Origin of the sequence: Weizmannia acidilactici (assembly GCF_008974225.1) — a bacterium.
GTDB lineage: Bacteria > Bacillota > Bacilli > Bacillales > Bacillaceae_C > Weizmannia > Weizmannia acidilactici.
The window spans coordinates 19,568-31,324 of record NZ_BKZR01000039.1 but is presented as its reverse complement, the minus strand read 5'-3'; the positions used below and the strand labels follow the sequence as shown (position 1 = coordinate 31,324).

Below are 11,757 nucleotides of genomic sequence, written 5' to 3'. Positions count from 1 at the left end.
GCGCCTTTATCTCCAATAATCTCAGGCCTTCTTTTAATACTATTTTTACCGATAAAACAAGTGCCAGTCTCGAATATCTCAAGTTTTGATTTTCCAAAATCCGGACAGACGCATAATACTTATTAAATACCTTTGCACGCTCAATCAAATATTTGGCAATTTGCGACGGATCATACTCCTCCAACGATGAATAACATCCGGAAAAGCCATAAGCTCTGTAACAATAGACCAAGCTTCTGCATCTTGTACTGGAAATTCCCCAAATGGTTAAATTTAGGTTTTTCGATCATGTTGACGATCATTTCTTTTTGAAGCAAGACATCCAAAGCCTTACTTAATAACCCGGCAAATACAATGATTCACTTTTATCCCTCCAAATAAAAAATGCCTGTCTCTCTACCAATCCTGTAAAGAGACGGGCGTTTATTCAACCCGCGGTACCACTCTTATTGTTTTTAAGAAAATAAAAACCGTTCCTCATGTGATAACGGAAATCTTCCCGTCTTTCCCTACTTCTGTTCAGGAAAGCCCTTCCAAAGTTCGCTTCATGATTTGCTCCATACTGGGTTTCCACCATCCCCGGCTCTCTTGAATTTCACAAATCAATACTCTCTTTTTCATTGAATTTAACTTTTTTAAAGAATTATATCCAATTTTATAAAAATTACAATAGCGTAATTCCCGTTATTTCATCTTTGAAATGATTTAGCATCTTTTTGCCCGCATGTCTTTCTCAACGTATATCAGGTTTTTTACCTGTTTTCCACTCCGATGCCAGCATGCCGTATACTACGTGATCAACAAAGTGGTCATACAGCCATTCGGACTGCCGGATAATGCCTTCTTCCTTAAATCCAAGCCTTTCGAGAATTGCCCTGCTTTTTGAATTATTAGTGGCAGCCCGGATTTCAACCCGGTTCATATTTAATTGTTTAAAAGCATAATCCGTCATTGCTTTGACTACTTTCGTCATGATGCCGTGCCCCTGATACGGTTCACCGAACCAGTAGCCGATATGGACAGCCCTGTTTGTCCAATCGATTGAATTATAACTTACCGTACCGCAAATCTCCCCGTTAAATAGAACAAACGCGGTCATGCCTTTATTTTCTGCATAATCTTTCAGTGGAGCCCGGATAAAATTTTTTGTATCTTCCACACTCGTTGTTCCATCAAGCCATGGCAGCCACTTGCGAAGATACTGCCTTGACTGATCTGTCAGCTTAAATACGGTTTCTGCATCTCTTAATTCAGGAAGTTTTAATGAAACTTCACCATCAATTTGATATCCAAACATCCATATCTCCCCCGCTATTTTTCTTTTATTCTGCCAATTAATACGTCTACCTCCCCGGCCAGCCGGTGGACAAGCTCATCGGCAGGAAGCTCCCGGCTCAGCCGCGGATTTTGACCGCTCCACATTGCAAGGTAGTCTGCGTTTCCCTGTTTGGCTGCTGTTTTTCGGATTTCCTGCGTAAGTATATTTTGAATCGGATAAGGCGGTAATTCTTTTTCATATTCCGTCATTTCCCGGATAAATCCATTTTCAATTCCGCGTGCCGGCTTGCCGCTGAAAGTAGAAGTGACAACCGTCCGATCCTCAGTGGCCGACAACACCGCTTTTTTATGTAAAGCATGTGCACCGCTTTCCGCCGTCGTTAAAAACGCCGTTCCCATCTGCACCGCCTCCGCGCCTAAAATCAGCGAGGAAAGGATTCCGCGGCCGTCCATGATACCACCCGCTGCAATGACAGGGATGCTTACCGCATCTGCAACCTGAGGGACAAGCGCCATCGTGCCGATCATCGCATGTGCGAAATCACCCTCAAAACTGCCGCGGTGCCCGCCTGCTTCACTCCCTTGCGCAACGACAAGGTCCATTCCGGATTTTTCGTTTAAAATGGCTTCTTCTACTGTAGTGGCCGTACCAATCAAAATGGTTCCGCGCGCTTTTAATTTTTTAATAACAGATTCCGGCGGAATACCGAATGTAAAACTGCAAACTGGCACCTGATAACGGATGACGATCTCGACTTGTTCAAAAAAAACCGAAACATCCACAGCCGGTTTCATATGAACCTTTTCCATTCCAAGTTTTTCGCGAACTGGATCAAGCAATTCGTTTGCCCTTTGCAGTTCTCCATCCTTTACTTTCGGAATTTCCGGCACAAACAAATTTACCCCGAAAGGCTTATTCGTCCCCGCCTTTACCGCTTGAATCGCCGATTTCAAAGCATCCGCTGTCATATACCCGGCACCGATCATGCCGAGCGCACCCGCGTTGGACACAGCCGCAACCAGTTCTGGCGTCGTCACACCGCCTGCCATACCTGCTTGAATGATCGGAAATTGAACGGATAAAATTATTGACGCCTTTGTTTCATGCCACATGAAAACATCCCCTTTTTGAAATCACTATAATTTTAAGTTTATTCTTTTGATTAAGATCCTTCAATATACAAAAAAACTAAAAAAGCAGAAGCCGTCAGTAAGCTTCTGCCTTTTTCTTTCAGCTATTTCTTTCCGCAAATACCGCCATTGCCGCAGCCATAAATGCTGCCAGCCCTTCACCGAACTTGTCGATGTTTTTCGTAAACCGCTCATCATCCACATACATTTGGCCAAGCCCTTTAAAAGACTCCGGAGAATAATGGCCGAAATGGCGGTTTAAATATTCGTACCATTTGCGGATGGCGTCCTGCGCTTCCGTCGAGTCCGGCGCGGTATGGCGAATGCGGGCGAGTTCGCGGTAAATGCCGTTCATTTCATCCGCTAAATCCGATTTTTCATCAGCGGAAAGCTTTTTAAGATTAGCGTTTGCTTTATTCACCGCCTGATCTCCCCACTTTTCACGTGCTTCCTGCTCATACGGATTTCCTTTAAAACGGAACCCTTTAAATTTTTCTTCATTGGACATTTGGATTTCCCCTTTCTCCGATTGGATTTTTTTTCGATCAAGTTGATCATCTTGTTAAGCCGGTTCCGTTTTTCGATCAGCATGTTCCGCTGCAGTTGCAGCGCCTCCAGCCTGTTAAACGAAGGGCTATCGATGATTTCCTTGATCTTTTGCAAAGGGAAGCCCAATTCTTTGAAAAATAAAATTTGCTGCAGGGTTTCCAGATTTTCATCGGAATATTGCCAGTAGCCGGACGGTGAAATTTCCGCCGGCTTTAACAGCCCGATCGCGTCATAATGGCGCAACGTACTGACACTGACGCCGGCAAGATTTGCCGCTTATTTAATTCTCATCATTAATGCCCCTTTCGATCACCACTATAAAGGGTGACGCAGCGAGAGGGTCAAGACGATTTTTCGAGTTTTTCATTTAACGCAAATAAAACTTCGTAAATTTTTACAAAGGCATCCATCAAAGTCATCTCTTCATCGTAACCCGGCACATCATTCAGGCCAAAATTCACATCCCAGATGCCTTCATTTCCTTCAAACATCAATTCACCAGCTATTTCCCCCACAAGCAGTTCCGATAATGCCGATTGAATCGCCTCGCCGTATTTTTTCTGCATCTTCAGCCCGAGCATGCAATTGTAATGGCCGAACACATCATCCAGCTCGAGCGAAATGCCGTCTATCCCAATAATGTCAAACCAGTCAGATTCGACATAAAGATACTCTTTCCTATGCTTTTTTAAATAAACAACCGGCTCGTTTAAAAACTGCGGGGTTTCAACTGCGATCGTTTCATCTGTTTCTTTGTTGCACCGTTCTATGTAGGCATCGAAAAAACGGGCTGTGCTTTCTTTTTCAATAAACTTCACCTTCTGCATTATATCACCGAAAAAACCGGCATGGCGATCAATGTAGTCGAACTCTTGTTTACATAATATAATTATAGAATCCTTATGATTTGTGATATATTTTTTCAGGTTTGTCTTTAGCATGAGCCTTCATCCTTTATTATTCTTCTACCACTCAGTATGTCCCATTTTTATAAGAGTTGTAAAGCGAAAAAATGCGCCAAGGACATAAGCCTTCAGCGCAGTATTTGAAAATGCTTATCAGTTCAATGCTGTTGCTTTATGAAAATCGCGGCCGTCATGGATGGCTTCGACATAGCCGGCGCGGATGACGAAATCGCCGAAATGCTCGCCTTCCTGCCTTTCTTTCGCGTATTGCAGCAGGATCGGGCGGAGGGAAGCCAGGATTTCTTCTTCCCCAATGTTTTCCCTGTACAGGCATGCGAGCCGGTCTCCGGTGAAACTGCCGCCTAAATACAAATTGTATTTTCCCGGGGCTTTCCCGATAAAAGCAATCTCCGCTAGTGCCGGACGTGAGCAACCGTTCGGGCATCCGGACATCCGGATCACGATTTCTTCTTCGCGCAATCCTGCATCATCCAAGATTTCCTCAATTTTTCCGAGCAGTGTCGGCAAGTATCGTTCGGATTCCGCCATGGCCAGGCCACAAGTCGGGAATGCCACACAGGACATCGAATTTCTCCTGAGGGCGGAATAATGCTTGCCGTCCGTTAAATGGTATTTTTCTACCAGCTCATCTATTTTTCCTTTCATTTCATCTGTCACATTTGAAATGATGACATTCTGGTTCGGCGTAAGCCTGAATTCACCTTGATGGATTTTTGCAATTTCACGCAGTCCCGTCATCAGCGGATAACCGTCGAAATCTTTGATCCTTCCGCTTTGGACAAATAACGTAAGATGCCATTTCCCGTCGCCTTTAATCCAGCCGTAACGGTCTCCGTTATGGTCAAAATGGAACGGGCGAGCTTCGCCGAGATCCCAACCGAGCCTTTCATTCAACTCATTTTTGATCCAGTCGAGGCCCCGCGCATCAATGGTATATTTGAAGCGCGCATTTTTCCGGTTTGCGCGGTTGCCGTAATCGCGCTGGATGGATACAACTTTTTCCGCCACTTCAATGACCTGGTTCGGCGCGCAGAAACCGATGATACGCGCAAGCTGCGGATAAGTCTTCGGATCCCCGTGGGTCATCCCCATCCCGCCGCCGACTGCGACATTAAACCCTTCCAGCTTACCGTCATTTAAGATGGCAATAAACCCTAAATCCTGTGAAAAAATATCAACGTCATTGGAAGGCGGCACTGCAAAACCGATCTTAAATTTTCGAGGCAGGTACGTCGGGCCGTAAAGCGGTTCGGAATCGTTCTTTTCTTTGGTGTCGATGATTTTTTCATCTTCCAGCCAAATTTCATGATAAGCGGAAGTCCTCGGCAGCAAGTGGTCGCTCGTTTTTTTCGCCCACTCGTACACTTCTGCATGCACATCCGACTGGTATGGATTCGGATTGCACATCACATTGCGGTTGACATCCCCACAGGCGGCCAAAGTTGTCATCAGCGCCTCGTTCATTTCCCGGATCGCCTGTTTCAAATTCTTTTTTAATATGCCGTGCATTTGGAAAGTCTGCCGCGTAGTCATTCTCAACGTTCCATTCCCGTATTTATGGGCCAGTTCATCCATTACGAGCCACTGTTCCGGTGTCGCAACGCCGCCCGGGATGCGTACCCGCACCATAAACTGGTAAGCAGGCTCGAGTTTCTTTTTGCGCCGTTCATTGCGGACATCGCGGTCATCCTGCTGGTAGCTGCCGTGGAATTTCAGCAATTTATTGTCGTCATCCGAAATGGCGCCGGTTAAAGTGTCTTTAAGTCCCTCCGCAATTGTTCCCCTTAAAAATCGGCTGTTTTCTTTTATTGTTTCAAGCGGATCAAGTTTTTTACCAGACATTATTCTGCTCCTTTCTGTTAATAAACATCACGCTGGTAACGTTTTTGCTGGCGCATGTCTTTTAAATAACCTTCTGCTTCTTCCCTCGTCATATTTCCTTCTTTTTCAAGAATTTCGATCAAAGCTTCATGGACATCGCGAGCCATATGCTTCTCATCGCCGCAGACATAAACATAGGCACCGTCTTCCAGCCACGCATAAAAATCTTTGCTCTTTTCAAACATCCGGTGCTGGACATATACTTTTTCCTCCTGGTCGCGGGAAAAAGCAACGTCCATCCGCTCGAGCACACCGTTTTTCATCCAGTTTTGCCAATCGAGCTGATAAAGAAAGTCGGTCGAAAAATGCTGGTCGCCGAAAAACAGCCATGTTCTTCCGGTAATGCCTTCCGCTTCCCTTTCCTCCAAGAATGAACGGAACGGCGCGACACCGGTGCCCGGCCCGATCATGATAATTGGCGCATCCTGGTCAGCCGGGAGTTTGAAATTCGGATTCCGGTGGACGTAAACCGGCAGGCGGTCGCCCGGCTTAACCCGGCCGGCAATTTGCCCGGAGCAGACGCCCGAACGCAGCCTTCCGTTTGCCTCAAACCGGTCTAAGGCAATCACAAGATGCACTTCGTCCGGATTCGCTTTATAACTGCTTGCGATCGAATAAAGCCGCGGCGGCATTTTCCGGAGGATTTTCACAAAAACTTCCGGTTTCACTTTTTGCGGCGGGAAATCTTCCACCAAATCGACCAGATCACGGCCGTTAAGATAAGCTTTTGCCTCATCTTCCTTTTCGAGCAATGTCGCCAAAGCGCTGTTTTCGAAAAGCGTTCCCGCCTGCTGGAGCAGTGGTTTTGTTAATCTCGTAATTTCATAGTGGTAAAGCAAAGCTTCCCTTATCGGCAGGACATCGCCTTTTTTATTGATCGTGACCGGTTCCTCAGGGTTCCAGTTCAGCTTTTGGATCAGCCGGTCAACCAGTTCCGGTTCATTTTCCGGATAGATCCCTATGCTGTCCCCAGGTTCAAACGTGAAGTTTGATCCTTCAAGCGACAATTCAAGATGATGTGTCTCTTTATTCGAACCTTCCCAGTTTAAATTGATATTTTCAAGTACTTCCGCATGGAATGGATTGGATTTTGAAAAAGCGGTTTCCTGCGCTTTTGGAGCTGCCCCTGCAGTCTCTCCGCCTGCTGGATACAGGCTTTCGGACGCCTCCAGCACGCCTGTAACGCCTTCAAACCACTCCGCTGCCGATTCCTCATAATCGACATCGCAATCAACACGCGGATAAAACCGTTCTCCGCCCAACTCTTCCAATTTTTTGTCGATATCTTTTCCGGTTTTGCAGAAAAATTCATAAGACTGGTCCCCGAGTGCCAATACAGAAAACTTGACTCCATCCAGTTTCGGGGCTTTTCTGCTGTGGATCAATTCATAAAAAGATAAGGCGTTGTCCGGCGGATCCCCTTCTCCCTGAGTGCTTGTGATGATCAACAGGTGTTTGGCATTCTTTAAATCTCTCGGTTTTACAGCATCCAACGGTGAAAAAGATACTTTGAACTGTTTTTCTTTCAACTTAGCGGAAAATTCTTCGGCAAGGGACTGGGCATTTCCGGTCTCTGAACCGTAAAGAACCGTAACTTCTTTCGTAGCAAGCTGCACTGTTTTTTCCGCAACTGCAACGGAACCTGTATCATTCGCCGCTTGTTCAGCGAGCGGATAAGTTAAATAACCGCTCAACCACAATTTTTGCTGATCCGATAAGGTTTCCAGCAATCGGTTCAATTGTTCTGCCTGTTCTTTACTAAATGGGCTGTTTTGTACGCTTAATGGCAAGATTTCCACCTCACACAAACTTGTTTTATCGCAATGCCTTATATGTATGTTTGTGTTATCTATCGATTCTTAATCCAAATAGACAGGGATGTTTACTTGGATTTGCAGTAACAGCTACCTCCTTGTTTTTGTGCCTATCCCACTAAAAAACCCTTCTTACCGAAAGATAAGAAGAGTTGCGATCCACGCGATTCAACTATTCTTATCTTTCAGACAAATGTCTGCAGGAATTGGCACAGTGTTTTTCAACCTGTTGCCGAGGTTTCAAAGGGCCCTTCCCTCCACCTCTCTTGATAAGAAGTAATAAAAATTATTTAGAAATCATTGAAAACTATTATATAGTTAATTTGCCCAATAGTCAATTATTTTTCGAAAACATATTTGGAAATTGTCTTATAAATGTTGTGTTCCGCGGTTCGGATGGTCAGTTTGAATCACCCGTCTTCGTTCCTTGGTGGAAACGCATCTTCCACTTGCCTTCTGTATGCTTCCATATCGAGCTGCGCAGGGAATGCTGCCCGTTTTCTTTATTAAAAATATGGTAAGTCACAAGTACAATTTCTTCGGACAAGGGATGGATTTCAAAATCACTCAAAACCATTTCCACCTTTCCGATTCCCTCTTCCCCGATTTCCTCGTTTTTGTATAAAATTTTTCCGGAACTGCCGATCTCGAAAAAATTGTCGGCAAGCAATTTTTTTAGTTCTTCCCGTGATCCCCGGACTTCCGGCTGTAATAATTTTTCTTCTAGCTGCTCTAAGTGTTCTTTTAATGAAAGTTGATTAACCATGTTTATTCATCTCGCATTTTTTAATAATTGTACCAAATAATGTGCAAAAATACAGTTGGCATTTTTAATTTTGTTGAGAGTTCGGTAATATTTAATGGGAAGATGTTTATACCCCACGGGAACGGGCGCGGCCTTCCCGCCATCATTACCGGTGCCGGCCCAAAAGCCCCTTTTAAGCAGAAATGTTACTCAAATGGTCTTTATAAAGCTTCTAAGGACTGTTTCAGGAGTTTTATTTTGCTCGAACGGTCCTGACAAAGCTTCTTAAAACCATTTCTTCGGGAAAATTTTCCTCTAACGTGGCTGGCCCAAAAATCGGTAAACAGACTTAGGGGTCCTTTTTTATCGAAGAATGTTGATGATCGAGAAATTCACGCACTTTCCGCTTTTCACACGCATCGCTAGCCTCCTCGCTCGTACCTTAGCACGAGGGGGCTCTTCTTGCTCGCTTATCCCGCAGGAGTCTCGTAAATTTCGCGATCATCAACAGGTAAGATTCCATATGCTATATTTTTATTGGATGTGCAGTTATCGCGCTCCTGGGCACCATGCTGCCGATAAAGCCCCTGCCGCAAAGCGGTTGGGAAATGGAATATCAAAATAACTTAAAGCTATAAAAATAATGGGGTGGGAAAATGAATGTCATTCCAAAAAGCGATATGCCGGAAGCTGTTGTAAGTGCATTTTTTACCAAACATTGGGATGCTCGGAAATGGTGATTTCAAGCGGCATATATAAATGTGACAAACTGGATGGTTTTGCCGCAGTCAGCGAAGATAACAAGATGATTGGTTTAGTTACTTATATAATAAGAGAAAACGAATGCGAGATGATCTCACTGGACAGTATCGTGGAAGACAAAGGAGTCGGATCCGCCCTCCTGAAGGAAGTTGAAAAAGCGGAAAAAGAAAAATCATGTTCGCAAATCAAACTGATCACAACGAATGATAATTTGCATGCGCTGAAGTTTTACCAAAAAAAGGGTTACAGGTTGGCCAATTGTTTATAAATGCCGGTGAAGAGGCAAGAAAAAGAAAGCCGGGGATCCCGCTTATTGCAGACAACAGAATACCGATCCGGGATGAAATACTGTTGGTAAAAAAACTTTAGAAAGAGTGGGCAATCACGGCTGAATATGTAAAAGAATCCAGAAAATTTATTGTAAGCATACCAATTATTTTCGCCGGCTCAACCGTCATTGTCATGAACGAAAAGCGCGAGATGTTATTCCAGTTCCGCTCCGATACAAAAGAATGGAGTTTCCGGGCGGGTGCGATGGAAATAGGTGAAAGTTTTGAAGAAACGGAAAGCCCGCGCATTGTATGAGGAAACCGGCCTGCGCGAAAGCATCTTTTCGGTTTGTTGATCTGTTGCCCGGAAAAGAATTATATTTCCGGTATCCAAACAGAGATGAAATAACAATGTCATCGGCGTTTAGATCGCTGAAGGGGCCACAGGCGAATTGGCCATGGAAGACGGCGAGAGCTTACACCTAAAATATTTTTCGCTTAAACAACTGCCTACAATTTGGACGAAAGAGCCAAAATCATTTTAGAAAAGTACATTTAGCCGCCTTCAAGAAGCAATGCATGCTTCATGCACTGCTTCTTTTATTTTTTCCATTATATTGGCCAAGCAGAAATGGACGCTGGCGTATCAAATTCGCCGATTTCCAAAGAATGGTTGCCGTTCGGGATCACTTCGATTTGAAAACGGGTTTGGCGCAGCTGTTCAATTTTGTCAATATCAAAATGCAGGTCCTGATCCCCGATCACGAGCAGGCCGGCATGTCCGCTTTTCAAAAGCGATTCAAAAACCGGTACAATATTTAACAGCGGTGTAAGCAAAATTTTCGAACCGGAAAAACCCTGCCTTTTCATCAGTGCATTCGCGATGGAAATCGTCCCGAGCGACTTTCCGAGAAAAACACTATCTTGATATTCCCCGTTTTGGAGCACTTCTTCGATCACCGTATCAATGTCAGCCATAAGCGTTTCCGTAACGTCCTCAAGCGGCTTTTTCAGCAGATCGGCTTCATACGCGTAATGGATCTGGACAACATCGATACGGTTTTCCAACATCACCATCGTAGCATAGTAAAGGAGCGGTTTTTCGTATGTATACCCGTCGCCGGAGAACATGAAGCAAATCCGATCAGAATCTGTTTTGGCATGCGTATAGCGGATTGGATGACCCGTGTGTAAAACTTTATTTTCGGCCATAATTTGGATGTGCTTTCTCCCCTTTCATGTAAGGTTATTCCAAATACTCGTCCGCCAAGCTTTCACGAAGATAATGCGCCATACCGGTTTTAATTTTTTTAAAGCCAAATTTTCGGTAAAATGCTTCATTTCCCGATGGTGGAGATCAAATGGACGCAGGAAACACCGCGCAGTTCACGAAGCAAATATTCCATGATGTACCTTGCGACGCCGCGGCCTTGAAAATCGCGGTGTACGACGACATCGTAAATGGCAGCATTAAAAACGCAGTCTGACAGTGCCCGGCCAAAACCGACAATCCTGCTCCGACGCCAATGCAGTCACATTGCTTGAAAAACCTGTGTAATGATCGCTTTCGTATGATTATTCCAGCCGACAGATTGATAGATTTCTACCATTTCATCCAAATTTGCCTGTGAAAAATCATCAAGAATTTTAATGTCCAACAGATCGTTTTCCTCTCCACTTATTGTTGATACAATAATTTCCGAAACGGCTTCCGCCAAGCTTCGGCCAGCGCTTCTACGCTTAAAATTTCCGCCATCGCAGCATAATTCGTCTTATCATGATATCTGATTTGATTGAGATACAAAATGGAAAGCTGCTTTTCCCCTTTTTCCAGCAAAATGAACCGATCATTTTTTTGGACAAAGCCTTCTTTCAAGACGCGCATGTAAAAGCCGGTATAGCCGGTTTCTATGATATCAGCCGGAAAACGATCCAATTCGTATCTTGCCGCAATTTTATAGCACGGTTCACGCGGCTGGGACACTTGTACAACCGCTTCCCCCATTTGAAAAACATCCCCGATATGTATATCCGCTTCCGTCAGCCCGGAAAGTGTAATATTTTCGCCGAACGCCCCGGGTTCAAACGTGCGGTTGAACTTTTTTTCCCATACAGGAAAATGGTCAGCAATATAGACACAGACCGCCTTGTCTTCGCCTCCGTGATGGACGATATCCGCCTGCTCGTCGCCCTCAAAATTGATTTTTGCTAAAAAAACCGGGCCGTCCTGCGGTGCTTTAAAAATCCCGCTCTGCACAACTTTCTTTTTATACGGCAGTGGCTGCGGTTTGCCAACATTTACCGAAACGACAACGCCCTTTGCCATTCATCATCGCTCCTTTTTAAACTGTTTGTCTAAATTTTACCATAACGGAAATCCGGTTTGATAAACAATTGAAAAA

General features: G+C 44.6%; 8 protein-coding genes, 4 pseudogenes, 1 riboswitch and 1 other annotated feature. Of the genes and pseudogenes, 1 reads left to right on the top strand and 11 read right to left on the bottom strand.

Annotated features, from left to right (window positions below; genetic code table 11):
- The 8 genes and pseudogenes from GBH70_RS13180 to GBH70_RS13145 form a co-directional block, all read right to left on the bottom strand.
- Positions 1-184, bottom strand: a 184-nt coding sequence (locus tag GBH70_RS13180) for a DALR anticodon-binding domain-containing protein (protein ID WP_253693897.1), incomplete at its 3' end; no start/stop codon positions are given.
- 224 nt (positions 185-408) lie between these two features.
- Positions 409-630: a binding site (T-box leader), on the bottom strand.
- Positions 631-733: 103 nt separating this feature from the next.
- A complete protein-coding gene (locus GBH70_RS13175) occupies positions 734-1,297 on the bottom strand; it encodes a GNAT family N-acetyltransferase (RefSeq protein ID WP_151681469.1) in 564 nt (187 codons plus the stop codon).
- A gap of 14 nt (positions 1,298-1,311) precedes the next feature.
- Positions 1,312-2,391, bottom strand: coding sequence for an NAD(P)H-dependent flavin oxidoreductase (locus tag GBH70_RS13170; protein WP_151681468.1), 1,080 nt, complete (start codon positions 2,389-2,391; stop codon positions 1,312-1,314).
- Between the two features lie 118 nt (positions 2,392-2,509).
- Positions 2,510-3,201: pseudogene (locus GBH70_RS13165) on the bottom strand (MerR family transcriptional regulator).
- 98 nt (positions 3,202-3,299) lie between these two features.
- A complete protein-coding gene (locus tag GBH70_RS13160; protein ID WP_151681467.1) occupies positions 3,300-3,899 on the bottom strand; it encodes a hypothetical protein in 600 nt (199 codons plus the stop codon).
- Positions 3,900-4,016: 117 nt separating this feature from the next.
- On the bottom strand, positions 4,017-5,726 hold the full coding sequence (gene cysI / locus GBH70_RS13155; protein WP_151681466.1) for an assimilatory sulfite reductase (NADPH) hemoprotein subunit: 1,710 nt from the start codon (positions 5,724-5,726) through the stop codon (positions 4,017-4,019).
- Between the two features lie 17 nt (positions 5,727-5,743).
- The gene (locus tag GBH70_RS13150) at positions 5,744-7,555 is read right to left on the bottom strand and encodes an assimilatory sulfite reductase (NADPH) flavoprotein subunit (protein ID WP_172967419.1); all 1,812 of its coding nucleotides are present in this window, start codon (positions 7,553-7,555) and stop codon (positions 5,744-5,746) included.
- Positions 7,556-7,754: 199 nt separating this feature from the next.
- Positions 7,755-7,855: riboswitch (SAM riboswitch) on the bottom strand.
- 124 nt (positions 7,856-7,979) lie between these two features.
- Positions 7,980-8,345, bottom strand: a complete 366-nt coding sequence (locus GBH70_RS13145; RefSeq protein WP_151681464.1) for a nuclear transport factor 2 family protein — start codon at positions 8,343-8,345, stop codon at positions 7,980-7,982.
- Between the two features lie 635 nt (positions 8,346-8,980).
- On the opposite strand from GBH70_RS13145, the pseudogene GBH70_RS13140 reads away from it, so the two are divergent.
- Positions 8,981-9,455, top strand: a pseudogene (locus tag GBH70_RS13140) (GNAT family N-acetyltransferase).
- A 465-nt stretch (positions 9,456-9,920) separates the two neighbouring features.
- Here GBH70_RS13140 and GBH70_RS13135 read toward each other — a convergent pair.
- The 3 genes and pseudogenes from GBH70_RS13135 to GBH70_RS13125 all read right to left on the bottom strand — a co-directional run bounded on the left by GBH70_RS13135 (position 9,921) and on the right by GBH70_RS13125 (position 11,681).
- Positions 9,921-10,567 (bottom strand): annotated as a pseudogene (locus GBH70_RS13135) (alpha/beta hydrolase).
- Positions 10,568-10,601: 34 nt separating this feature from the next.
- A pseudogene (locus tag GBH70_RS13130) lies at positions 10,602-11,013 on the bottom strand (GNAT family N-acetyltransferase).
- Positions 11,014-11,033: 20 nt separating this feature from the next.
- On the bottom strand, positions 11,034-11,681 hold the full coding sequence (locus GBH70_RS13125; protein WP_151681463.1) for an MOSC domain-containing protein: 648 nt from the start codon (positions 11,679-11,681) through the stop codon (positions 11,034-11,036).
- Between the last annotated feature and the right edge of the window lie 76 nt (positions 11,682-11,757).

Bases quoted from the DNA above. Each gene is read 5' to 3' on its own strand.
- GBH70_RS13175 (WP_151681469.1), bottom strand. From the start codon at position 1,297: ATGTTTGGATATCAAATTGATGGTGAAGTTTCATTAAAACTTCCTGAA.
- cysI (WP_151681466.1), bottom strand. From the start codon at position 5,726: ATGTCTGGTAAAAAACTTGATCCGCTTGAAACAATAAAAGAAAACAGC.
- GBH70_RS13160 (WP_151681467.1), bottom strand. From the start codon at position 3,899: ATGCTAAAGACAAACCTGAAAAAATATATCACAAATCATAAGGATTCT.
- GBH70_RS13125 (WP_151681463.1), bottom strand. From the start codon at position 11,681: ATGGCAAAGGGCGTTGTCGTTTCGGTAAATGTTGGCAAACCGCAGCCA.
- GBH70_RS13145 (WP_151681464.1), bottom strand. From the start codon at position 8,345: ATGGTTAATCAACTTTCATTAAAAGAACACTTAGAGCAGCTAGAAGAA.
- GBH70_RS13170 (WP_151681468.1), bottom strand. From the start codon at position 2,391: ATGTGGCATGAAACAAAGGCGTCAATAATTTTATCCGTTCAATTTCCG.